The sequence below is a fragment of the Bacillus haynesii genome (assembly GCF_014042035.1).
GTDB classification, from domain to species: Bacteria; Bacillota; Bacilli; order Bacillales; family Bacillaceae; genus Bacillus; species Bacillus haynesii.
The window spans coordinates 1742628-1765028 of sequence record NZ_CP059494.1 but is presented as its reverse complement, the minus strand read 5'-3'; the positions used below and the strand labels follow the sequence as shown (position 1 = coordinate 1765028).

The following is a 22401-nucleotide window of genomic DNA, read 5'->3' as shown; positions in this document are numbered from 1 at the left end:
CCGGAACGCTACGTTTCCGGACTTTCATTTTTTACGGGCTTGTAGCGCCGCTCGGGACGCCCGACGGTTCCATAGTAAAGTTCTGTTTTTACATGCTTTTCGGCAGCTAAAAATTCTAAATAACGCCTTGCGGTCGTCCGGCTGACACCGATGGTGCGCCCGAGGTTTTCGGCGGTGATGCCATCGCTGTTTTCGCTTTTGTTTAAAACACCGGCTACTTTTTTCAGCGTCAGGCCGTCGATTCCTTTCGGATAATCGGCTTCAGCGGTTTGTTTTTCTTTCATGATACTTCGCCTTTTTGCCATCAAGCTGTCAACGTCTGTCTGATCGATTGAAGACATTTCATTTACCTTGAGGCGGTAAGACCGATAGTTTAACAGCGTTTCTTTCAGCCTGGAAAACATAATCGGCTTGATCAAATAATCGACGGCTCCCGCGCGAATCGCCTGTTCGACATATTCGACTTCCTTAGCCGCCGTAATCATCATCACGTCTGTATGCCTGAGCTTTTGTCTGATCAGCCAGAGAAGCTCCATACCGGAGCCGTCCGGCAGAAAAATGTCGAGCAGGACAAGGTCGGGTTTCACGTCCGGAAGCAAATCTTTTGCATCTTGAAAGTTTTCTGCGATTCCAATAACAGAAAATCCTTCAATTTTGCTGATCAGTTTTTGATGAATGTCAGCGTTCCTGATGTCATCCTCCACGATAAACACTTGTAATGCTTTCATAGGTCAGTCCCCCAGCGTTTCTCTATTTTGGTATCACGACAGTAAACAATGCTCCGCCAAGGTCGCTTTTATCCGCTTTAATTTGCCCGTTTAACGCATTGACGGCTTCTTTGACTAAAAAGAGGCCGAGACCGCGGTGGTTAGCCGCTTTTGTCGAATAAAACTTTTGAAAGATCCGCTCCTGTTCCCCCGCGGGAATACCGTCTCCCGAGTCTTCGACTTCAATTAATATGTGATCTCCCCCGTCTGACAAAAAGACAAGGATGCTGCGGTCTTTTTTGTGGGAAACGGCGTCAAAGGCATTCTCAATCAAATTTCCCAAAATCGTAATGAATTTCCCTTTATCCATTTCCTCCGGCAAAGCGTCTAATTTTGAGCTCTCATCGATTTCCAGGTTGATGTGCAGCTCTTTGGCTCGGTTGACCTTTCCCAGCAGCAATCCGGAAAGAAGCGGATCAGGAATCGAATGGATGAGAAATCGCAGCATTTCCTGATGGCTTTTATTCTCTTTTTGGATCAATTCGAGCGCTTCAGAATAGCTTTCCAGCTGAATCAGTCCCGCGATTGTATTCAGCTTGTTTGAATATTCGTGAGTCTGGGCTCTCAGACCTTCCGCGTATTGCGAAGTTTGCGCCAGCTTTTTGGAAAGTTCGTCAATATCCGTCTTTCTCCTGAAGCTCGCAACGGCACCGCGGATTTTTTCGTTTTCGAAAATCGGCACTCTGTTGACGATTAATTCTTCGTTTCCGATCGTTAATTCCTGATCTTTTTGCGCCGTTTTCGTTTTCAGCACTTCGGGGAGCAGCGTATCCGGAAGAAGCTCTGAAATCGGTTTGCCGAGCCACTGATCTTCGCTTTCGACGCGAAGCAGCTCACACGCTTTTCTATTCAAAAGCGTGATTTCTTCATGCTTATTGATGGCGATCAAGGCCTCGTGCACAGATTCTGTAATCGCCTGTTTTTCAGTATATAATTGATTAATTTCATAAGGTTCAAGGCCGAAAATGGACTTTTTGACATTGTGGGAAATATAGACGGCTCCCAAAACCCCCATCAGTACGACAAATCCCAATAAAAATATTAATTTTGTCTGATATTGATAGACGATATCCTGAATATTTTCTTTTAAAAAACCGACTGAAATGATTCCGACGATTTCGTCGTTTTCATTATGGATCGGCGCTTTGCCCCTGATAGCCGGGCCAAGCGTGCCGACGGCATCCGAAATGTATGCTTCTCCTTTTTCAAGAGCGCGCTGATTGTCTCCGCCGACCATCGGTTTGCCGATTTTTCTCGGATCCGGATGAGCATAGCGAATCGCATCCGCCGAGCCGATCACGATGTAATGCGCACCGGACTGTTTTCTCGCATTTTCTGCAATTGGCTGAAGGGTTCGAGACGGATCATCCGTTTCAAACGCTTCCTGAACGGAAGGCATCTGGGCGAGCGTTTTCGCCATATCGAGCGCTCTGGCTTGGATTTGTGTTTTTAAAGAATTTTCTAAAATGATTAAATAGAGGCCGCTCATGACAGAAAGCAAGATCAATAGCAGGGTAAGAATCAGCAAAGTGAGCTTGGTCGTCAGCTTCCGTTTGATGTCAAAAACTCCTTTTCTCAAAATTTCGAGTTCTATAATACTACTTTATATAAAATCGGCCCGAATTTGAAGCGTTTTCAAAAAAAGGAAAGCTCCCGTCCATGTTGAATACTTGATCAAACAGGAAGGAGAGAGACAATATGTTCAGCGCAATGATCGATCAAGAAGAGATCATCTGTCTTGCCGACGGATATAAAACCGAAGATCTCAAGCGATTGAGAAAAAGACATGCATTTTACTGTCCGGTTTGCCGGTGTGAACTCGACTTGAAAATCGGTCCCGTCAAGCTCCCGCATTTCGCTCATAAGCCTGGTGAAGCATGCCCGGTGCCCCATGAACCGGAGAGTCCCTACCACCTGAAAGGAAAACGGCTGTTGTACGAATGGCTCGGCAGACAAGGATTCAGCCCGGTGCTTGAACCGTATTTGCAAGAGATCAGACAAAGGCCCGATTTGCTTCTGGAACACGAAACCCGCCAGGTTGCGGTTGAATTTCAATGTGCGAATCTCAATGCGGCAGCATACCGAAAACGGACGGAAGGCTTTCTCAAACTGGGAATCGAGCCGTTGTGGATTCTCGGCGGTAACCGGGTAAGACGCTTGACGGGGAGTTTTTTTCAGCTTTCACGGTTTCACTGGCAGTTCATTCAAAAAAGCGAGAAGCCTCTCAAGCTCCTGTTTTTTTGCCCCGAACAAAAGGCTTTCATCATCCTCGAACACCTGATTCCCTTTCAAACAAACAAAACATCCGCATCCTTGCGTTTTCTTCCCCTTGCTGATGCAGGCTGGGGCGATTTAACCACCCGAGAAAGCCGTTCGACTCTCCAGCTTAAAGGTTGGAAAGAAAACATCCGCAGTTTTCGAATGTCGACCGTGCGTTTTTTATCAAAAGAAGCGAAGCAGATTGCCGCGCTCTTTTATGAAAAGTATCAGCTTCCGCTCCCGTTTTTCCCCTCTGAAGTCTTTCTCCCGGTGCCCTCAGGCTATATTTTTGCCCACCCGGTTTATGTGTGGCAAGGGTACCTTTTCTTATTTATGACGAAGCATGATGCGTTTCGCCTGCAGTCTGCGGTTCATTATATGGACTGGCTCATCAAAGGCAAAAGGCTGAAGCTGAGATGGAGCGGACGGAAAACGGCTGCGGAGGCCGTTTGTGAATACATTTGTTTTTTGCATAAAAAAGGATTTTTGGAGAGGAAAGAGGAATTTTATTATTCCGCGGGTTCTGTTGTTCCGGAGCCGCGGCTAGAGGCGCTCTTAAAAAGGGATGAACATTATTTTTCCGAATGATTATCAAGCCTTTCGTTCAATCTAAAGAAAGGAAGGTGGTGTCCGGGCTGTTTCAGATCAAAAGATATGTATTTTATTTTTTAACGGCGGGATTTTGTGTCTTTTTTTTCGCATATGATTTGACAAAAGACGGTGAAAAAACAGAAGATAAACACAATACAAGTTTATTGGACAACAATGGACTTGGAGTAAAGAAAGCGAGGGGATTGACAGTGGCTGAAGAAAAAAAATCGAAGAAACTGCCTTCAAGAGAAGAGGTGAGGCAAGAAGACACGTGGAGACTTGAGGATATCTTCCCGTCAGATGATGCTTGGAACGAGGAATTTCAAGCCGTTAAAGAACTGCTGCCCAAGCTTTCCGAATTCAAGGGCAGGCTCGGCCATTCCGCCGATGAATTATATGAAGCGCTGACTTATCAGGATAAGGTGATGGAGCGTCTCGGGAAGCTGTATACTTACGCTCACATGCGCTATGATCAGGATACGGGAAATTCTTTTTACCAAGGCCTCAATGATAAAGCGGCCAACCTCTATACCCAGGCTGCGAGCGCCACGGCCTACATGGTGCCGGAAATATTATCGATTCAGGAAGAAAAGCTTCAGCAGTTCCTGTTGGAAAAAGAGGAGTTAAAGCTTTACTCACACGCTCTCGAAGAAATCAATAAAGAGCGTCCTCACGTGCTGAGCGAGGAAGAGGAAGGGATTTTGGCCGAAGCGTCTGATGTTCTTTCATCTCCTTCCAATACGTTCGGCATGCTGAATAACGCCGATATGGAATTTCCGGAGATCACCGATGAAAATGGGGAAAAGGTGCAGCTCACGCACGGCAACTATATCACCTTTTTGGAAAGCGAGAACCGCGATGTCCGCCGCGCGGCATTCAAGGCGGTTTACGAAACATACGGCCGTTTTAAAAACACGCTCGCTTCCACGCTCAGCGGAGCTGTGAAAAAAGACAACTTTTATGCGAAGGTTAAACATTATAAATCGGCGCGGGAAGCGGCATTGTCGCGCAACAGCATTCCTGAAGAAGTCTACGACAATCTTGTCAGCACGATCAACAAGCATCTCCCGCTTCTTCAACGCTATGTTGAGCTTAGAAAAAAAGTGCTTGAGCTTGATGAAGTGCACATGTATGACCTGTATACCCCGCTGGTAAAGGATTCCGGAATGAAAGTCACATACGAGCAGGCAAAGGACTATATGCTGAAGGGTCTTAAGCCTTTGGGGGAAGAATATTCATCCATCCTGCAAGAAGGATTGAACAACCGCTGGGTCGATGTGTATGAAAACAAAGGAAAACGAAGCGGCGCCTATTCTTCAGGAACCTACGGAACCAATCCGTATATTTTGATGAACTGGCAGGACAATGTCAACAACTTGTTTACGCTTGTCCATGAATTCGGCCATTCCGTGCACAGCTACTATACGAGAAAATATCAGCCTTACCCGTACGGAAACTACAGCATTTTCGTAGCCGAAGTTGCTTCTACAACGAATGAAGCGCTTTTGGGAGAATACCTGCTGAATACAATCGACGATGAAAAACAGCGGCTCTATATTTTGAACCATATGCTTGAAGGCTTTAAGGGAACGGTTTTCAGACAGACGATGTTTGCCGAATTTGAACATGAGATCCATGTCAAAGCCCAGGAAGGGGAACCGTTGACACCTGAGCTGTTAACGAGCATATACTATGATTTGAATAAGAAATATTTCGGTGACAATATTGAGATTGATAAGGAAATCGGTCTTGAGTGGTCAAGAATTCCGCATTTCTATTACAATTATTATGTATATCAGTATGCAACAGGCTTCAGTGCAGCTCAGGCGCTCAGCCAGCAGATTTTAAAAGAAGGAAAATCGGCTGTTGACCGCTATATTGAATTCCTGAAAGCGGGAAGCTCTGATTATCCGATTGAAGTACTGAAAAAAGCCGGCGTCGATATGACATCTTCAGAGCCGATCGAAGCTGCGTGCAAAAAGTTTGAAGAGCAGCTGAACGAAATGGAAGAACTTCTCCAAAAAGTCAATCATTCATAAAACGCGAATGCATTGAAAGGGGCTGCCGGTCATACCGGCAGCCTTGTTCGCGATGCTGTCAAAAACCTTTAAACGTTTTGCGGTGGTTAAGGCGGTTGATCGTAAAAAGGATTGATATAAATAAGAGGGGAGACGTAATATAAAGGGGAAACATATTCATCAACCCTAAAATGTTCAAGACGAAAAAAAATAATATTGATGCAAGTCCCAAAATGATCTGAAGCATAAAAACCCTCCTAAGGACTGATAAAATATAACAGTGGGAGCGAGGCGCAAAAAGCGCAGCAAAACCGGGCACGAGCCCGCATAATTCGTGGTTTGGCAGCGTTCGGCGGGCTCGTTTTCTTTGTTACTTTGATCATATGATGGACATCTATTATTTATGTTTTTGTGACAAAAATGTGAAAACTAATTAAATCAGTTGTCAAAACTCGACATGATTTGATATTATAAAGATGTGAAATTGATCACAAACAAACATTTACCCCTTTGTTTGACCGTGAAAAATTTCTCCCATCCCCTTTGTTGTCGTTAAGACATAATAGAAACCGCGCTTATCCCGGCGCGGTTTCTTATTGACTTAAAAAGGAACATGCGTTCGTTTTTTGTGCGAGAAAAAACACGGGGGAAACCCGTGCTATTTTTCGCATTGATAGAGCGGTCCGGCATCGTGATGTTCGTTTATATAGCGCCAGAACATGCCGTGTTTGGCTTCCACTCTTTCGACTTTGCGGGCGAACGCGAGCTTTTTCATTTCCCGTTCCACCTGTTCGAGCGTCCAGTCGTATACGACGGCAATCTCTTTGTCGGCTACAAATTGAAAGTATTCGATAAAAAGTTCGAGCGGCGGTGTTTGTGAAGGCTTCGGCTCATCGCCGAGCATCTCAAACAATACTTCTTCGTAAATCTCATATGAATAATTTCCGGTTACTTTTAAGCCTTCTCCTTCGCGGAGGCTGTTAAAAAACGTAAGAGTCGGAACAGATGCCACTTCCATTTCGGCAGCGATTTTCAAATCGCATTGCAGGGCTTTCACGGCGCTCTGCGAATGAAGATCCCTTTTGAATTCCTCCAGATCGAGCTGTGTATGCTCTGCAATCGCTAACAGCACCTGTTCTTCGGTGATATCCTGCTGATTGAGAAACAAGTTTTCCTGCATGCATCTCAAAAACTGCAGCCCTGCTTTTCTGCCTTGCAGTTCCGCCGCTTTTAAAGCGAGCGAGGCAAGGTAAGGTGCAGAGAGTGCTTTGTCATGCAGGAGCGTCCCGTCACAAGACATGCCAGATCTGCATGCGATCTTTTCCCAAGCCTCTGCGAGGCGGTGCTTTTTACGCTTCTGAACGTTCAGCGCTGTGATGCTGCATGCGGCGATGATCCTTAATGTGAAAAAGCGGCCGTAGCGGATTTTCAACTTTTTGATCGCCGGCTCCAAAGCCCAGCATTCGGGAGATAAAGGGTCGACAAACATATAAATTTCCATCGGTTTTTGCGGATGTCCGTGGCAATGGGAGAAAAATTGGTCACGCTGATTAAGTGTCAATGTGAACCATCCTCCATTTTAGGCTGATTTACCATATGTCTGGCTGTCAATGTCAGCCTTTCAAAAAGAAATTCCCTGATTTCGCCCTTTAAATCGACATGATCCATTGCCTCTTTCATACACGAAAGCCATGCGTCCGCCCGTTCCGGTGTAATTGGAAACGGCAGGTGCCGCGCCCTCAGCATCGGGTGTCCGTGTTCTTCTGTATAAAGCGGCGGACCGCCTAAATATTGCGTTAAAAATTGCTTCTGCTTTCTTGCCGTTTCCGTTAAGTCGTCCGGAAAAATCGGGTAGAGCAGCGGATGCTGCTTTACACGTTCATAAAAAGTATCAACAAGTTGCGATAGAAGCTCTTCTCCAATCGCTTCAAAAGGTGCGTTAAACGATTGTCCCATGTTGACTACTCCTTTTAATATGGCTAATAGGAAAATATACCGATTCCTATTGCAAAAAAATATTTATCTTGTGCATCATTTATTATTTCAAGATTGTATATACTTATTTTAGCAACCTCGTTCCATTTCTACAAACAAACCGACTTCTGCCTGTAGGCGAAAATCGCTGTTTTTGTTTCAAATATCATATCATATTCGCTTATTAAATGTGTATTTTTAATACCGGGAGGATCAAAGAGGAAGTAAAAGCAGGCAAAAAAGCCGGAAAGCGTCCTTTCCGGCTTAAGCGTAGTAATTTGTGGTGATTTTTTTTACATAATTTTGCGTTTCTTTAAAAGGGGGAATGCCTCCGTACTTTTGGACATTTCCCGGCCCGGCATTGTATGCCGCTAATGCGAGCTTCACATTTCCGCTGTATTTATCAAGCATCTGTTTCAAGTATTTTGTTCCGCCTTCTATATTTTGTACGGGGTCAAAAGCGTTATTCACGCCGAGCGCTTTCGCCGTGGACGGCATGAGCTGCATCAGGCCCATGGCGCCGGCCGGGCTGACCGCTTTCTCCTGATAGCGCGATTCCTGCTTGACGACGGCATGAATCAGTTTCTCATCGACTCCGTATTTTTCTGCGGCGTTTTTGATGATCTGGTCAATGCTCTGATTTTGGCTGCCGAAAGAGACGGGTTTCGCTGCGGCAGATGGGACGGCCGCAATTGCTGCAGGCTTTTCAGCTGTCAGCGGCGCCTGAAGCTGAGACGCTGTCGAAACAGCCGGAACAACCGCGGGCTGTGAAGACTCCAAGCCGCCGACATTGCTTAAATATTGGTTTAAAATCGAGCTGAAATCAAAACCCGCATCTTCGGAACCGCTGTCTGAAGCCGGATAAAACGACCGTATCGCCTGGAGTTCCAAGAGGGCGGCCAAATGGTTGATGTTCATTGTTTTCCCACCTTATTGATCTTTAAGTTTTTGCTCATAAAATCGGACGATTTTGTTTTTGGTTTCACGCTCAGGGATGCCGAACGATTTCAGCAGTTCAGAGAAATCCCGTTTTCCGCGTTCATAGTCTGTCACTTCGAATTCGATTTCAAAGTCTTCTACCATTAAGTATCGGCTGTGGTCCAAAACAATTAAGCCCTGCGGCAATTTTTTTTCTGCACGGCTTGTCGCAAGCGTTCCGAAAAGGATGAGCTCGTCCTGTTCAATGCCGAGGTGCCTCAGGCGATCACATACCAGCCCATGCGGAATCGTGAACGTTTCGAATTCTGGCTTCCGGGTCAGCTCCTGGTGGGTTTCCATCAGTCCGACAGGCGCCGGCTCTTTTAATGTCAGTACAAATCGCTGCTGTTTTTCGCGAATTCTTAAGGCCGCTCCTTTTTCTTTTAAAGAAAAGGAAGGCGTATCGTAATAATGGTTTTTTTGTATAACAAATTGCTCGGAGGTAAATTGATAATATGATTTGATTTTCTCAAATTCTTTTTTTGTCAGCATATTTTTAAATTCGATTTCAAGTTCCTGGCTCATTCTTTAATTTTTTCATCCTCTCAGCTGGTAAAATTGCATTTTCCTTATTATCTCTTGAGAAGGAACGTTTATCAATATTGAAGCTGATATGATAAAATGAATCTGTACTTTTATTGTAAAGGAGAGCATTATGCAGAACAGAATTGAGATTACAGAAGCCAATCTGCGAAACGACCGGCTGGTGTTGACCAGCGAAATCAATGACGGAGCGGAGCGGAAACCGGCCGGACGCATGCTGACAGACTCCGATCATTTTGCATTTGTATACATACTTGAACAGGACGAATCCTATGAATACGTCATTTTAAACGAAGGCATCTGGTCCGATCTTAAAGCGGCTCTGGACGCCGGTCTTCCTGTGTTTTTACATATCGGAAACTCGGAGCTGGAGCTTAACGGATTCCATGATGAGCTCGGATATTTAATAGAGAATATTAAAGATAATGCAAATTATGGCGAAGAAATGGAAGAGAGAGTGAAACGGATATTCCTCTAGAAAAAAAGGCGATGAAATTGGGGGAAGGTTTATGGATGAAAAACAATGGGAGCATTTTTTAGCGCCGTACCGGCAGGCTGTTGAAGAGCTGAAAGTGAAGCTGAAAGGGATCCGGACCCTTTACGAATACGAGGAGGAGCATTCACCGATTGAATTCGTGACGGGGCGGGTGAAGCCTGTTCCGAGTATTCTTGAAAAGGCCAAGCGAAAAAACATTCCTCTGCACAACATTGAAAGCATGCAAGATATTGCCGGGCTCAGAATCATGTGCCAATTTTTTGAGGATATTCGCATTGTCGTCGATATGCTTCTGGCAAGAAAGGATTTCACGGTGGTGGATAAGCGCGACTACATCGCGGAACATAAAGAGAGCGGCTACCGCTCCTACCATCTCGTCGTGCTGTATCCTTTGCAGACAATCAACGGGGAAAAACAGATTTTGGTTGAGATTCAAATCCGGACGCTGGCGATGAATTTTTGGGCGACGATTGAGCATTCTTTAAATTATAAATACAGCGGCAACATTCCGGAAAAAGTAAAATTAAGGCTTCAGAGAGCTTCGGAAGCAGCATCAAGGCTCGATATGGAAATGTCCGAGATCAGGGGCGAGATTCAGGAGGCTCAGGTGGCATTTTCACGCAAGAAAAAGGATGAGGATGACGGATAGGGGAAAGGAGATTGAATGATGAAGTTTGCGGTATCGTCCAAAGGAAACGCGGTTTCAGATTCATTGAAAAGCAAAATTCAGACGTATCTGCTCGATTTCGGTCTTGAATGCGATGAAGAAGAGCCGGATATCGTCATTTCCGTCGGCGGTGACGGAACGCTCTTATACGCATTTCACAAATACAGCGGCCGCCTTGACAAAACGGCTTTTGTCGGGGTTCATACCGGGCATCTCGGCTTTTATGCCGACTGGGTCCCGAATGAGATTGAAAAACTCGTGATCGCGATTGCGAAAACGCCGTATCAAATTGTTGAATATCCGGTATTGGAAGTCATCGTCCGCTACAATGACGGCAGCGATGAAGCGAGATATTTGGCGCTGAACGAATGTACGATCAAGAGCATTGAAGGGACGCTTGTGACGGATGTCGAGATTAAAGGGGAACTTTTTGAAACGTTCCGCGGCGACGGCCTTTGCCTGTCGACTCCTTCAGGAAGCACGGCATATAACAAGGCGCTCGGCGGTGCGATTATTCATCCGTCCATCAGGGCAATCCAGCTGGCTGAAATGGCGTCCATCAACAACCGGGTGTTTCGGACGGTCGGATCTCCGCTTATTCTGCCTGAGCATCACACTTGTTTAATTAAACCGATTAATGATGTGACGTTTCAAGTCGCGATTGACCACTTGACATTGCTGCATAAAGACGTCAAGTCGATTCAATGCCGCGTCGCAAACGAAAATATCAGGTTTGCCCGCTTTCGGCCGTTTCCGTTTTGGAAAAGGGTCCAGGATTCCTTTATCGGAAAAGGAGAATAGGAAGGTTTGCTGTGAGCGATTTTTTGATGAAACAGATCATAACAGAAGAGGACAGCGGGGTTCTTTTGAAAGAATACGTCCAGCGGCTGGGCATTTCAAAAAGGATGCTGACGGACATCAAATTCGGAGGCGGCGATCTGCTGGTAAACGGCGGGCATGTAACGGTCAGATACGTTCTTCAAAAAGGGGACGAGCTCGTCATTCAGTTCCCTCCGGAAAAAATGAGCGAATCTTTGCGCCCGGAAGAAGTGCCGCTTAATATTTTGTTCGAAGATGACCACGTCCTCGTATTAAATAAACAGCCATGTCTGTCGTCGATTCCCTCGCGTGAGCATCCATCAGGCAGTCTGGCGAACGGTCTGATTCATTATTATCAGCGGACGGGCGTACACGCGACCGTTCACCTGGTGAGCAGGCTTGACCGCGATACATCGGGTGTCATGCTTGTAGCCAAGCACCGCTTCGCCCACTCACTTTTATCGGGACTGCAAAAAAAGGGAGCCGTCAAACGGCAATACCGGGCGGTCGTCCACGGTTTGATCGTAGAAGAGCAGGGAACGATCGATGCGCCGATCGGCAGAAAATCATCGAGCATCATCGAGCGTGCGGTGATCCCGGACGGGCAAAAAGCGGTGACGCATTTTTGGGTGAACAGGCGGTTCAGCGGCATGACGGATGTCTCTATCCGCCTGGAAACCGGGAGAACCCATCAGATCCGCGTCCATATGAGTCATATCGGATATCCCTTGTGCGGTGATACGCTGTACGGTGGAACCCGCGGCTTCATCAATCGGCAGGCGCTCCACAGTGAGAGATTGACGTTTTTTCATCCGTTTACAATGGAAGAGCTGACGTTTCAAGCGCCGGTGCCGCATGATATGAGACAGTTGATAGAGAGCTGAATAAGCTCTCTTTTTTATGGCTCCATGCGGAATCTTGACTCATCATAAGGCAAAGAGGAGGGGACAGATTCGGTTGTCCGTTCGGGGAATCTGAAAGCGGTCAGCCTGTTGCCGAATACACAACCGGTATCGATATTGATCGTATGATGAACCATCCGCGGGCGTTTGACAGGGGTGTGGCCGTACACCACCCACGGCTCGCCCTTGTAATGAGCAGCCCAGTCCCGCCTGACTGGCCGTCCGTCAGGCAGCGTTTCCCCTGTGATATCTCCGTAGAGCACAAACTGTTTTACTTTTCCGACAGGCTTTTTGCCGATGTCTTCCGCTTTGATGCCGGCATGTGCGACGACAAGTTCGCCGTTATGCAGGATCTCATAAAGCGGGGCCTCATCATAAAGGCGCATGAAAAGCTCTCTGATTTCCTTCTGTTTTTGTTTCGGAAGGTTTCTGTATTCAGCCGCCGTCGTTTCCAGCCCGTGCTGCAGCTTCACCGGATTTCCTTTGAAAAAACGGTACAGCTTATTGCAGTGATTGCCGGGTACATATCGCACAGCTCCTTCTTCAACGGCCCGTCCTACAAATTCAACGACCTCCAGCGATTTTGGCCCTCTGTCTGTTAAATCCCCGAGAAAGACAAGTGTTCTGTTTTCCGGATGAACGGGAAACCCTGATGTCAGCGAGTAGCCGAGCTTTTCAATCAGCGCAATCATTTCATCATAGCACCCGTGAATATCACCGATTACATCGTATTTCATGCGTTTCCACCTCCTGTCCGTTTATTTTTCATATGTATATACATTGCCCCGAGCCATATATAAATAAAGCTTCTGCAACTTTCGGCGGAGAAAATCAGGCATATTACTTTTTTTTCTGAGCGAGCATTGTTAAAATCGATTTTTACACCTGTGAGAAAAGAGTTCAGACGGTTCTTTTCCCACATGAAAATGTCTAAAAATATGTCCCTTTTATTTTTAAAAAAGGGAACGCTAATCATACCCGGAAACCGGTTTAGAGGAGGTACCAGTTTATGGAGCACACATCTGTCTCATCTTTAGTTGTCGTACTGATTATCGCATTTTTAACGCCCATTCTGCTGCACCGTTTCAGGTTAAGCATACCGGTGGTTGTCGCTGAAATCATCATGGGTCTTATTATCGGAAAAAGCGGGTTCGATCTGGTGGCCCAGCACGATACATGGCTCGAAACTTTATCGATGCTCGGTTTTATCTTTTTAATGTTTTTAAGCGGGCTTGAAATCGATTTTTCCGTATTTGAAAAAGGAAAGAAAAAGCAGCTGCTTCCGAGCGGAAAGGAAGCGCCGAATACGTTTAAAACGGCTTCCGTCATCTTTATTGCCGTCTTTATATTATCGCTCGGCCTCTCTTACAGCTTTGTCATGGCAGGATTTATTGACAACGCCTTTTTAATGACGCTGATCATTTCGACAATTTCGCTTGGGGTTGTCGTTCCGACGCTGAAGGAAGAGCGGCTCATGAAGACGAATATCGGCCAGATTATTTTGCTTGTCGCCGTGATTGCCGATCTTGTCACGATGATACTGCTTGCGGTGTTCGCCTCAATCTACGGCGACGAAAACAGCAATATGTGGCTGCTAATGATCTTATTTGCCGCAGGCGTCGTTTTATACCTTTTCGGAAGGGTATTTAAAAAGCGGCCTTTTGTCGAAGTGCTGTCAAAAGGCACGATCCAGATCGGCACAAGGGCGATATTTACGCTGATCATCGTACTCGTGGCGCTTTCCGAGTCGCTCGGTGCAGAAAACATTCTCGGCGCGTTTTTAGCCGGGGTGCTTGTTTCGCTGCTTTCGCCGAACAAAGAGCTCGTTCAGCAGCTTGATTCATTCGGCTACGGGTTCCTCATCCCGATCTTCTTTGTCATGACAGGCGTCAAATTGGACATTTGGTCGCTGTTTGGCAATCCGAAAATTTTAGTGATGATCCCGCTTCTGTTTGTGGCTCTGTTAATCAGCAAAGTCGTTCCGGTGCTGTTTTTGAAAAAGTGGTATGACATGAAAACCGTGCTGGCTTCCGGTTTTCTCCTGACTTCCACGCTTTCTCTGGTGATCGCGGCGACAACGATCGGCGAGCGCATCGGCGTCATTGACGCGCAGATGTCCGGCGCGCTGATTTTGGTGGCTGTCATTACATGTATCATCACACCGACCGGCTTTAAAAAATTAATGCCGAAAACGGAAAGCGAAAAAGAGAAAAAGACGATCACCTTTATCGGCGCGAATCAAATGACGCTGCCGGTTACGCTCGAACTTTCTCCAGAAGATTATCACGTCAGAATCCTGCATGTCCGGCAGGAAAAGAAGGAAGAAAAGCTGGCGGATCCGGTGTTTGATGTTGAAGTTTTGCCTGATTATGAATATGAGACGCTTCAAGCATTCGGTGTTTTTCAAACGGATATACTCGTCGTGGCCACGGGCAGCGAAGAGCGCAATACAGGGATCGCCCTTTATGCGAAGGAGCAGAAAGTCGCAAGAATTATCGCCAGCGCAGATTCTCCAGACGCTGAATCCAGGCTGAAAGAAAACGGAATTGATACATTCTCCATTCTGCTTTCTACGAAAACGCTGCTGCGCGCGCTTATCGAGGCGCCTGGCGTTATGAAACTCTTGACGAACCAGGATGCGTCGCTGTATCAGATCAATATGAGCAATGAGCGATTTGACGGTGTCCTGTTAAGGGAGTTTCCGTTTACGGGAGATGTCATCTTCGTCAGGATTTTCCGCGGGGTTGACAGCATCGTGCCCCACGGGGATACAAGGCTGCAAATGGGTGACAGGCTGATCGCCACCGGTTCGCGCGAATATATTGCGGAATTGAAAAAAACGCTTGGAGACTGACGCTTGACCATTTTGCAATTCGTGATAAGATAAAAGTATAAACTGAATGAACAAGAAATGTTTTCCACTAGGGGAGTCCTTGATAAGGGCTGAGATAAAAGTGTGACTTTTAGACCCTCATAACCTGAACAGGTTCAAACCTGCGTAGGGAAGTGGCACGGTATTTGAGTATGTATATATGCAAATTCCAAACCACTTTCCTTGCGGGAAAGTGGTTTTTTTATGTTCAGAATCGAAGGAGGAGCCTCGAAATGAAGTTTTCAGAAGAATGCCGAAACAGCGCTGCAACATGGTGGGAAGGCAGTTTTGTCCATCCGTTTATTAAAGGAATTGGAGACGGCACACTTCCGGTTGACCGATTTAAATACTATGTCATGCAGGATTCCTACTATTTGACCCACTTTGCCAAAGTCCAATCCTTTGGAGCGGCATATGCTCACGATCTATATACGACAAGCCGGATGGCCGAACACGCGAAAGGCACATATGAAGCCGAGATGTCGCTTCACAGGAAATTCACCGATCTATTGGGAATCACAAAGGAAGAGCTGGAGTCGTTTCAGCCGTCGCCGACAGCGTATGCGTACACATCGCATATGTACCGTTCTGTCGTCAGCGGCAGTTTTGCGGAAATACTGGCTGCGTTGCTTCCTTGCTATTGGCTTTATTATGACGTCGGCGAAACGCTGAAAACGTGCAGGCCTGACAACGCGATTTATCAGGAATGGATCGCGACATACGGAGGAGACTGGTTTAAAAAATCTGTGACGGAACAGATCAACCGCTTCGATGAGCTGGCTGAAAACGCCGATGAGAAAACGCGCGCGAAGATGAAGGAGAACTTTGTCATCTCCAGCTTCTACGAATACCGGTTCTGGGATATGGCCTATCAAAAAGAAAGCTGGTCAAAAAGCGGGGTGGATCAGCTTGCATCTGCACGCGATCACCGATGACAAGCACTCTGTGGAAGAGCTTGCAGCAAAAATCATTTCGATTCAAGATGCCGTTGACTTTATCCACATCAGGGAAAGGTCAAAAAAAGTAAGCGAAATATCGAGCTTAATCGAACGCCTGGCCGAAGAAGGCGTTGATAAGCGGAAGCTCATCATCAACGACAGGGTGGATATCGCTTTGTTTCATCACATTCACCGGGTTCAGCTGCCTTCACACGGATTTTCCGTCAAAAGTGTGAGGAGCCGTTTTCCGCATTTGAAAATCGGAAAGTCCGTACATTCACCAGAAGAAGCGGTTCGGGCTGAAACTGAAGGTGCAGATTACGTGCTGTTCGGCCACATTTTTGAAACGGACTGTAAAAAGGGCCGGAAAGGAAGAGGGACTGCGAGCCTGGCTGAAGTAAAGGCGGCTGTCCGCATTCCGGTCATTGCGATCGGAGGCATTACCGAACAACGTCTGGCGGAAGTCAAAATGGCAGACGGCATCGCCGTGATGTCGGGGATCTTTTCCCATGACAGACCGGATGAGGCGGCCGCGCGGCTTGCCTGTCTCGCGAAGGGAGATTCATATGAGAAAGCGCTATGATACGATCGTGATCGGCGGAGGCATCATCGGGACATCCATCGCTTATCATCTTGCAAAAGCGGGAAAAAAAACGGCCGTGTTTGAAAGCAGGGAAGTCGGCAAAAAAGCGACGAGTGCAGCTGCGGGTATGCTCGGCGCCCATGCGGAATGCGATAAACCCGGTACCTTTTTCGAATTCGCCAGAGCCAGCCAAAAAGCCTATCAGCGGCTGACGGGCGAATTGAAAGACATAAGCGGCATTGATATCAGAAGGCATGACGGAGGGATATTAAAGCTGGCATTTTCAGAAAGCGACCGCGAACACCTGATGCAAATGGCTGCACTGGATTCTGTGGAATGGCTTGAAGCTGATGAAGTATATAAGCTGGAACCGCATGCAGGAAATGGGATTTTCGGAGCTAATTTTATTCGAGACGACATCCATGTCGAACCGGCTGCAGTGTGCAGGGCATTTGCCAGAGGGGCCCGGACGCTCGGTGCCGATATCTTCGAGTATACGCCCGTTTTATCGGTAGAACCAGAAGCGGGGGCCGTTCGCGTCACAACCGCTTCGGGGACCGCGGAGGCGGAGCACGCTGTTATTGCAAGCGGTGTGTGGAGCGGAGCTTTCTTTAAACAGATCGGCTTAGACAAAAGGTTTTATCCCGTCAAAGGGGAGTGCCTATCCGTATGGAATGACGGCATCCCTTTGACGAGGACGCTTTACCATGATCATTGCTACATCGTTCCGCGTCATAGCGGAAAGCTTGTTGTCGGCGCGACAATGAAGCCCGGGGATTGGAATGAACAGCCGGAACTTGGCGGAATCGAGGAGTTGATCCGAAAGGCCAAGTCGATGTTCCCTGACATTGAATCCATGAAAATTGACCAATGCTGGGCCGGATTGCGACCTGAAACAGGGGATGGCAATCCATATATCGGCACACACCCTGAAAATGACCGGATTTTGTTTGCTGCCGGACATTTCAGAAACGGCATCCTCCTGGCACCTGCAACCGGTGAGATGATGGCAGACATGATCCTCGGCAATCCAGTCAAAACAGAGTGGATCGAGGCGTTTAAAGCGGAGCGAAAGGAGGCTGTGCACAGGTGAACATTCAGCTCAACGGCCGGAAAATAGAGTGGAGAGATGACGGCGGCACGATTTACGATTTGCTCGAGTCCTACAATCTGGAAAATCGTGTTGTCGTTGTTGAAAAAAACAGGCAGATTATCGAAAAAGACCAATATCAATCAGTCAAACTGGAAGAACACGATGTCATCGAAATCGTTCATTTTGTCGGAGGGGGATAAACCGTTATGTTAAAAATCGCAGATCGTCAATTTTCATCAAGATTATTGCTCGGTACAGGGAAGTATCCGTCATTTGAGATTCAAAAAGAGGCCGTCAGCGCATCTGAATCGGAGATCCTGACGTTTGCCGTCAGACGGATGAATATTTTTGAAGAATCTCAGCCTAATTTTTTGGAGCAGCTCGATTTAAGCCGTTATACGCTTTTGCCGAATACGGCAGGAGCAAAAACGGCTGAGGAAGCCGTCCGGATCGCCAAGCTTGCCAAAGCAAGCGGTCTTTGCGACATGATCAAAGTCGAAGTGATCGGCTGTGACCGTTCGCTTCTGCCGGACCCGGTAGAAACGCTGAAGGCGTCAGAAACCTTGCTTGAAGAAGGCTTCATTGTACTGCCGTATACATCGGATGATGTCGTCCTCGCGAGAAAACTTGAAGAGCTCGGCGTGCACGCCATTATGCCCGGGGCCTCTCCGATCGGTTCGGGACAAGGAATCATCAATCCGCTCAACCTGTCGTTCATCATTGAACAGGCTAAGGTTCCCGTTATCGTGGATGCCGGAATCGGTTCTCCGAAAGATGCGGCATACGCAATGGAACTCGGTGCTGACGGGGTACTTTTGAACACGGCAGTGAGCGGGGCGAAAGATCCGGTTCAAATGGCGAAGGCTATGAAGCTTGCCGTTGAAGCGGGCAGGCTCGGATATCTTGCCGGACGAATTCCGGAAAAGAACTACGGCATCGCCAGCAGCCCTGAAGAAGGGAAGTTGACGATTTGACCGGCAGGTATTCAAGACAGGAGCTCTTTCACCCGATCGGACCGGACGGCCAGGAAAAATTAAGCCGCGCCCGCGTCCTCGTGATCGGTGCTGGGGCTTTGGGCGCGGCCAGCGCAGAAATGCTGGTGAGGGCCGGGGTCGGTTCGCTGACGATAGCCGACAGGGATTATGTGGAATGGAGCAATCTCCAGCGCCAGCAGCTCTATACGGAACAGGATGTGATTGATCATATGCCAAAGGCCGCCGCCGCTGAAAAAAGGCTGCGCCTGATCAACAGCTCTGTTCAAGTAACCGGAATCGTAGCGGATGTTACTGCGGAAAAAGCGCTCGAGCTTGCGGAGGAAGCGTCCCTGATCGTCGATGCGACGGATAATTTTGAAACACGGCTGATCATGAACGACGCGGCGGTCAAATTAGGCATCCCTTTCCTGTACGGCGCGTGTGTCGCAAGCTATGGCATCACATATAGCGTAATTCCGGGAAAAACGCCGTGTCTTCACTGTCTTTTGGGGCATTTGCCTGCGAATACCATGACATGTGACACAGCAGGGGTGATCGGTCCGGTCGTCCAGCAGGTTGCTGCATACCAGGTAACAGATGCCCTGAAGCTGCTGACCGGGCATGAACCGTCAGGGATGCTCCGCTCATTTGATATTTGGACAAATGAGCGGTCTGAAGTCCGGGCTGACACGCTTAAACATGAGACATGTCCGACGTGCGGAAAAGGTGAGTTTCCGTTTCTTTCAGCTGAAAACGAAACAAAAGCAGCCGTTCTTTGCGGCAGACAAACGGTTCAGATCAGGCCGGCCGCGGAACAGCCGCTGGAACTGGAATCGCTTGCTGCCAAATTAAAAAAAGCCGGTTTAAATGTGACGGGAAATCCTTATTTAGTTTCCTGCCGTGCGGAGGATTTTAAGTTCGTGATTTTTCGGGATGGACGTGCTTTAATTCACGGAACGAATGATATCAATCGCGCGAAAACGATATATCACAGGTGGATTGGCTAAAAGGCCGAAGGGAGTGCAAACATCATGAGCATATATAAAGCATTAACAATCGCCGGATCGGATTCAGGAGGCGGAGCCGGCATTCAAGCCGACATTAAAACATTTCAGGAGCTTGGCGTCTTCGGCATGACAGCTTTGACAGCAGTCACTGCGCAAAATACAACAGGGGTTCACGGCGTCTACCCGCTTTCTCCGGAAGCGCTCGGCGCACAGATTGATGCAGTGGCAGAAGATTTAAAACCTGACGCCGTGAAAACAGGGATGCTGTGGAGCGCGGAGATGATTGAGGTCAGTGCTGAAAAAATTGCAACATATGAGCTTAAACGTGTGATCGTCGATCCTGTCATGATCGCCAAAGGCGGCGCTTCACTATTGAATGAGGAAGCTGTTGAAACATTGAAACGGCGCCTTCTTCCGCTTGCTTATGCGGTAACGCCAAACATTCCCGAAGCCGAAGTGCTGACAGGGAGAAGCATTCAAACAATGGAAGACCGCAAAAAAGCAGCTCGTGACTTGCATGAAATGGGCGTCCGCAACATTATCATCAAGGGAGGTCATCAGCCTGAGGATGGCAAAGTAACCGATCTCCTCTTTGACGGAGAGACGTTCACAGAAAAAACCAATTCCTATATTAAGACGAAAAATACCCATGGAACAGGCTGTACATTTGCCGCCGCTCTTACGGCACAAACAGCGAAAGGAAACGGGATTCAAGGAGCTTTCCGCATCGCTGAGGCTTTCGTCCACGAAGCGGTTGTACACAGCCTTGATTTTGGAGCCGGCCACGGACCGACCAACCATTTTGCATATCAAAAGTTATCCAACGCAGGGTTGGAACTGTAGTCCCGCAATAAGAAAGAATCAATATCGCGGCAGAGCATCAAAAACGGTCTCTGCCGCTTTTTATATTCTGAAATTGTCAGCCTGCTATTAATTGTGATACTATATATTATGATCAGGTACTAATAAAATGTTAATCATTAGGAGGATTTCATACATATGAATTTATCACTAGAAGGCCGGAATATCGTCGTCATGGGTGTAGCAAATAAACGAAGCATCGCATGGGGAATCGCCCGCTCGCTTCACAATGCAGGCGCAAGGCTGATTTTTACGTATGCGGGTGAGCGGCTTGAAAAATCGGTCAAGGAGCTGGCTGATTCTTTGGAGCGAAACGATTCAATCGTACTTCCTTGTGATGTCACAAATGACCAGGAAATTGAAGCATGCTTCGCCGACATCAAAAAAGAAGTCGGGGTCATCCATGGCATTGCACACTGCATCGCTTTCGCCAACAAAGAAGACTTGGCTGGCGAATACTTAAATACTACCCGCGACGGTTTTCTGCTCGCACACAATATCAGCTCTTACTCTCTGACAGCGGTCGCTAAAGCGGCGCGCGGCATCATGACTGAAGGCGGAAGCATCGTCACGCTGACATACCTTGGCGGCGAGCGCGTTGTATCCAACTACAATGTCATGGGTGTTGCGAAAGCATCGCTTGATGCCAGCGTCAAATACTTGGCGAGCGATCTCGGAAAAGACGGAATCCGCGTCAACAGCATTTCCGCAGGGCCGATCCGGACATTGTCCGCAAAAGGAATCAGCGACTTCAACTCGATTTTAAAAGAAATCGAAGAGCGCGCGCCGCTTCGCCGCACAACGACTCCGGAAGAAGTCGGCGACACGGCTGCTTTCCTGTTCAGCGACCTTTCCCGCGGCATGACCGGCGAAAACCTGCATGTTGATTCAGGCTACCATATCATCGCGCGATAAAATAGCGCTAAAAAAGCAATCCGCTAAAGGATTGCTTTTTCTTTTCTTCTGATTTCTCCTTTTTTGCATATAGATATACCATGAACAGATCGGAGGGATCAAGATGTCTAGCAGAAAAAACGATGCGGAGCAAAAGCCGCTCATGTATATTGTGCAGCCGGACTATGATAAGGCAGAGGCGAACATGCAGGATATTCTGATTAAAAGAAAGAAGAAAGCAAAGCCCGACGCTTCCGAACAAAAAGCCCTGCGACAGGAACAGCAGGATGAAGCCGCCCGGCCCGACGAAAAAGCCGACGCTGAAGCGGTGCTTAGCGATGAGGCGAATCGGTCCCAAAAAGGAGTCAAACCGATTAAAAAGCCGCTCAGCAAGATGACCATCGCCGAGAAAATCGACTTTTTGGCAAGCCTTCCCGGCAATATGCCGAAAACCCTTTGTCTCATTGAAGCAGATGGGAAGACATACAGGGGAACGATCGTCGAAAAGAAAGGGGGTTCCGTATTTGTCAGAACGTCGAGCAAAGGGGCTCCGGCGGAACTGCCGATCGAGAGCATTACTTCCTTGCACCCGCTCGGCTTTTAAATTCACACGATAAAAAAAGTCCCGATTCAGGGACTTTTTATTTTGAACGATTGATCAGTTGCGGATTTAAGCATTCGATCGCACAGAAGCATTCCAGATCCACTTCAATGCAGAAATTTGTTTTTTCCAAGCGGAACACATCGCAAATTTTGTCTTTATCTTCCGTGAAATCGAGAACGCGGCGATTATCATCAAAGGCAATCAACAACCTCAATGTAGCGCAGCAGTCATCAATCTTTTCAACTCTGAAAAACACGGTGCTGAAGCAAGGGCCTGCCTGAAGCTCTCCGACATTTCCAAACGCTACGAACGGCTTAGACTTTGAAGTGTATATAATAAACGGAATGGTGTCGCCTAAGTGTCTCGAAGGGGAAAGCAGGTTGCTGAAGCAGCTTGTCGGGCAGCCTTCTTCCTCAATGGCGTTTTGCAGATCGTGAATGTTTTCAACGGCTTCGCACACGCAATTTTCGGCTGAACATCTCGTCATGTTATGATCCCTCCTAATTCAGGATTTAAAATTTCGTTTTTCGGCCTGGCCTTTCTATTGGTAAAAGGAGCTGC

General features: G+C 47.4%; 25 protein-coding genes and 1 riboswitch. Of the genes, 16 read left to right on the top strand and 9 right to left on the bottom strand.

Annotated features, from left to right (window positions below):
• Positions 1-8: 8 nt before the first annotated feature.
• Together H2R00_RS08790 and H2R00_RS08785 are read right to left on the bottom strand one after the other, a co-directional pair.
• Positions 9-728 carry a response regulator gene (locus tag H2R00_RS08790; protein WP_154994822.1) on the bottom strand — a complete coding sequence of 240 codons (720 nt, stop codon included), beginning with the start codon at positions 726-728 and terminating at the stop codon, positions 9-11.
• 22 nt (positions 729-750) lie between these two features.
• On the bottom strand, positions 751-2346 hold the full coding sequence (locus H2R00_RS08785; RefSeq protein ID WP_154994824.1) for an ATP-binding protein: 1596 nt from the start codon (positions 2344-2346) through the stop codon (positions 751-753).
• A 119-nt stretch (positions 2347-2465) separates the two neighbouring features.
• Here H2R00_RS08785 and H2R00_RS08780 point away from each other — a divergent pair, with 119 nt between their 5' ends.
• Positions 2466-3614: a competence protein CoiA family protein gene (locus H2R00_RS08780; RefSeq protein WP_182070863.1), complete on the top strand. Its 1149-nt coding sequence runs from the start codon at positions 2466-2468 to the stop codon at positions 3612-3614.
• A gap of 212 nt (positions 3615-3826) precedes the next feature.
• Positions 3827-5656: an oligoendopeptidase F gene (pepF, locus tag H2R00_RS08775; RefSeq protein ID WP_315941034.1), complete on the top strand. Its 1830-nt coding sequence runs from the start codon at positions 3827-3829 to the stop codon at positions 5654-5656.
• Between the two features lie 58 nt (positions 5657-5714).
• On the opposite strand, the gene H2R00_RS21230 is transcribed toward pepF, so the two are convergent.
• From H2R00_RS21230 to H2R00_RS08755, 5 genes are all read right to left on the bottom strand, one after another.
• Complete coding sequence (locus tag H2R00_RS21230; RefSeq protein WP_234112886.1) at positions 5715-5882, bottom strand: hypothetical protein; 168 nt, start codon at positions 5880-5882, stop codon at positions 5715-5717.
• A 411-nt stretch (positions 5883-6293) separates the two neighbouring features.
• On the bottom strand, positions 6294-7196 hold the full coding sequence (spxH, locus tag H2R00_RS08770; RefSeq protein ID WP_043925631.1) for a protease adaptor protein SpxH: 903 nt from the start codon (positions 7194-7196) through the stop codon (positions 6294-6296).
• On the bottom strand, positions 7193-7591 hold the full coding sequence (locus H2R00_RS08765; protein ID WP_154994830.1) for a globin domain-containing protein: 399 nt from the start codon (positions 7589-7591) through the stop codon (positions 7193-7195). Before H2R00_RS08765 ends, spxH begins: the two co-directional genes overlap by 4 nt.
• Positions 7592-7873: 282 nt before the next feature.
• Positions 7874-8527: a lytic transglycosylase domain-containing protein gene (locus H2R00_RS08760; protein WP_154994832.1), complete on the bottom strand. Its 654-nt coding sequence runs from the start codon at positions 8525-8527 to the stop codon at positions 7874-7876.
• A gap of 12 nt (positions 8528-8539) precedes the next feature.
• Positions 8540-9112, bottom strand: coding sequence for a CYTH domain-containing protein (locus H2R00_RS08755; RefSeq protein WP_182070861.1), 573 nt, complete (start codon positions 9110-9112; stop codon positions 8540-8542).
• 130 nt (positions 9113-9242) lie between these two features.
• Here H2R00_RS08755 and H2R00_RS08750 point away from each other — a divergent pair, with 130 nt between their 5' ends.
• From H2R00_RS08750 to H2R00_RS08735, 4 genes are read left to right on the top strand one after another with little or no spacing between them, the layout of a single operon-like run.
• Positions 9243-9608: a UPF0738 family protein gene (locus H2R00_RS08750; protein ID WP_154994836.1), complete on the top strand. Its 366-nt coding sequence runs from the start codon at positions 9243-9245 to the stop codon at positions 9606-9608.
• A gap of 31 nt (positions 9609-9639) precedes the next feature.
• A complete protein-coding gene (gene yjbM, locus H2R00_RS08745) occupies positions 9640-10275 on the top strand; it encodes a GTP diphosphokinase (RefSeq protein WP_043925636.1) in 636 nt (211 codons plus the stop codon).
• Positions 10276-10293: 18 nt separating this feature from the next.
• Entirely contained in the window at positions 10294-11094 is an 801-nt protein-coding gene (locus H2R00_RS08740) for an NAD kinase (RefSeq protein WP_154995000.1), read from the top strand.
• 26 nt (positions 11095-11120) lie between these two features.
• Positions 11121-11996: an RluA family pseudouridine synthase gene (locus H2R00_RS08735; RefSeq protein WP_411802196.1), complete on the top strand. Its 876-nt coding sequence runs from the start codon at positions 11121-11123 to the stop codon at positions 11994-11996.
• A 14-nt stretch (positions 11997-12010) separates the two neighbouring features.
• Here H2R00_RS08735 and prpE read toward each other — a convergent pair whose 3' ends face one another.
• The gene (prpE, locus tag H2R00_RS08730) at positions 12011-12751 is read right to left on the bottom strand and encodes a bis(5'-nucleosyl)-tetraphosphatase PrpE (RefSeq protein ID WP_182070860.1); all 741 of its coding nucleotides are present in this window, start codon (positions 12749-12751) and stop codon (positions 12011-12013) included.
• A 272-nt stretch (positions 12752-13023) separates the two neighbouring features.
• Here prpE and H2R00_RS08725 point away from each other — a divergent pair, with 272 nt between their 5' ends.
• The 10 genes from H2R00_RS08725 (at position 13024) to H2R00_RS08680 (ending at position 21840) form a co-directional block, all read left to right on the top strand.
• Positions 13024-14868 (top strand): monovalent cation:proton antiporter family protein, encoded by a 1845-nt coding sequence (locus tag H2R00_RS08725; protein ID WP_154994842.1) that lies wholly within the window; start codon positions 13024-13026, stop codon positions 14866-14868.
• A 59-nt stretch (positions 14869-14927) separates the two neighbouring features.
• Positions 14928-15036: riboswitch (TPP riboswitch) on the top strand.
• An 83-nt stretch (positions 15037-15119) separates the two neighbouring features.
• Positions 15120-15821: a thiaminase II gene (gene tenA / locus H2R00_RS08720; protein ID WP_154994844.1), complete on the top strand. Its 702-nt coding sequence runs from the start codon at positions 15120-15122 to the stop codon at positions 15819-15821.
• Positions 15796-16407 (top strand): thiazole tautomerase TenI, encoded by a 612-nt coding sequence (gene tenI, locus H2R00_RS08715; RefSeq protein WP_182070859.1) that lies wholly within the window; start codon positions 15796-15798, stop codon positions 16405-16407. Before tenA ends, tenI begins: the two co-directional genes overlap by 26 nt.
• On the top strand, positions 16391-17500 hold the full coding sequence (gene thiO, locus H2R00_RS08710) for a glycine oxidase ThiO (RefSeq protein ID WP_182070858.1): 1110 nt from the start codon (positions 16391-16393) through the stop codon (positions 17498-17500). The genes tenI and thiO overlap by 17 nt, the downstream gene beginning before the upstream one ends.
• Positions 17497-17700, top strand: coding sequence for a sulfur carrier protein ThiS (gene thiS, locus H2R00_RS08705; protein ID WP_145680409.1), 204 nt, complete (start codon positions 17497-17499; stop codon positions 17698-17700). Before thiO ends, thiS begins: the two co-directional genes overlap by 4 nt.
• Positions 17701-17706: 6 nt before the next feature.
• Positions 17707-18474, top strand: a complete 768-nt coding sequence (locus H2R00_RS08700; protein WP_009328814.1) for a thiazole synthase — start codon at positions 17707-17709, stop codon at positions 18472-18474.
• Entirely contained in the window at positions 18471-19481 is a 1011-nt protein-coding gene (locus H2R00_RS08695) for a thiazole biosynthesis adenylyltransferase ThiF (protein WP_003180683.1), read from the top strand. The genes H2R00_RS08700 and H2R00_RS08695 overlap by 4 nt, the downstream gene beginning before the upstream one ends.
• Positions 19482-19505: 24 nt before the next feature.
• Positions 19506-20324, top strand: coding sequence for a bifunctional hydroxymethylpyrimidine kinase/phosphomethylpyrimidine kinase (thiD, locus tag H2R00_RS08690; RefSeq protein WP_154994852.1), 819 nt, complete (start codon positions 19506-19508; stop codon positions 20322-20324).
• 156 nt (positions 20325-20480) lie between these two features.
• On the top strand, positions 20481-21257 hold the full coding sequence (gene fabI, locus H2R00_RS08685; RefSeq protein ID WP_003180687.1) for an enoyl-ACP reductase FabI: 777 nt from the start codon (positions 20481-20483) through the stop codon (positions 21255-21257).
• A gap of 103 nt (positions 21258-21360) precedes the next feature.
• A complete protein-coding gene (locus tag H2R00_RS08680; protein ID WP_154994853.1) occupies positions 21361-21840 on the top strand; it encodes a CotO family spore coat protein in 480 nt (159 codons plus the stop codon).
• A 37-nt stretch (positions 21841-21877) separates the two neighbouring features.
• Here the strand turns inward: H2R00_RS08680 and H2R00_RS08675 are convergent, their stop codons facing one another.
• On the bottom strand, positions 21878-22327 hold the full coding sequence (locus H2R00_RS08675) for a CotY/CotZ family spore coat protein (protein WP_154994855.1): 450 nt from the start codon (positions 22325-22327) through the stop codon (positions 21878-21880).
• Positions 22328-22401 lie beyond the last annotated feature (74 nt).

What these genes read in the sequence shown, in the direction of transcription:
- H2R00_RS08790 (WP_154994822.1), bottom strand. Translation starts at nt 728, where the DNA reads ATGAAAGCATTACAAGTGTTTATCGTGGAGGATGACATCAGGAACGCT.
- H2R00_RS08780 (WP_182070863.1), top strand. Translation starts at nt 2,466, where the DNA reads ATGTTCAGCGCAATGATCGATCAAGAAGAGATCATCTGTCTTGCCGAC.
- H2R00_RS21230 (WP_234112886.1), bottom strand. Translation starts at nt 5,882, where the DNA reads ATGCTTCAGATCATTTTGGGACTTGCATCAATATTATTTTTTTTCGTC.
- H2R00_RS08765 (WP_154994830.1), bottom strand. Translation starts at nt 7,591, where the DNA reads ATGGGACAATCGTTTAACGCACCTTTTGAAGCGATTGGAGAAGAGCTT.
- H2R00_RS08760 (WP_154994832.1), bottom strand. Translation starts at nt 8,527, where the DNA reads ATGAACATCAACCATTTGGCCGCCCTCTTGGAACTCCAGGCGATACGG.
- H2R00_RS08755 (WP_182070861.1), bottom strand. Translation starts at nt 9,112, where the DNA reads ATGAGCCAGGAACTTGAAATCGAATTTAAAAATATGCTGACAAAAAAA.
- H2R00_RS08750 (WP_154994836.1), top strand. Translation starts at nt 9,243, where the DNA reads ATGCAGAACAGAATTGAGATTACAGAAGCCAATCTGCGAAACGACCGG.
- yjbM (WP_043925636.1), top strand. Translation starts at nt 9,640, where the DNA reads ATGGATGAAAAACAATGGGAGCATTTTTTAGCGCCGTACCGGCAGGCT.
- H2R00_RS08740 (WP_154995000.1), top strand. Translation starts at nt 10,294, where the DNA reads ATGAAGTTTGCGGTATCGTCCAAAGGAAACGCGGTTTCAGATTCATTG.
- H2R00_RS08735 (WP_411802196.1), top strand. Translation starts at nt 11,121, where the DNA reads ATGAAACAGATCATAACAGAAGAGGACAGCGGGGTTCTTTTGAAAGAA.
- prpE (WP_182070860.1), bottom strand. Translation starts at nt 12,751, where the DNA reads ATGAAATACGATGTAATCGGTGATATTCACGGGTGCTATGATGAAATG.
- H2R00_RS08725 (WP_154994842.1), top strand. Translation starts at nt 13,024, where the DNA reads ATGGAGCACACATCTGTCTCATCTTTAGTTGTCGTACTGATTATCGCA.
- tenA (WP_154994844.1), top strand. Translation starts at nt 15,120, where the DNA reads ATGAAGTTTTCAGAAGAATGCCGAAACAGCGCTGCAACATGGTGGGAA.
- thiO (WP_182070858.1), top strand. Translation starts at nt 16,391, where the DNA reads ATGAGAAAGCGCTATGATACGATCGTGATCGGCGGAGGCATCATCGGG.
- H2R00_RS08700 (WP_009328814.1), top strand. Translation starts at nt 17,707, where the DNA reads ATGTTAAAAATCGCAGATCGTCAATTTTCATCAAGATTATTGCTCGGT.
- thiD (WP_154994852.1), top strand. Translation starts at nt 19,506, where the DNA reads ATGAGCATATATAAAGCATTAACAATCGCCGGATCGGATTCAGGAGGC.
- fabI (WP_003180687.1), top strand. Translation starts at nt 20,481, where the DNA reads ATGAATTTATCACTAGAAGGCCGGAATATCGTCGTCATGGGTGTAGCA.
- H2R00_RS08680 (WP_154994853.1), top strand. Translation starts at nt 21,361, where the DNA reads ATGTCTAGCAGAAAAAACGATGCGGAGCAAAAGCCGCTCATGTATATT.
- H2R00_RS08675 (WP_154994855.1), bottom strand. Translation starts at nt 22,327, where the DNA reads ATGACGAGATGTTCAGCCGAAAATTGCGTGTGCGAAGCCGTTGAAAAC.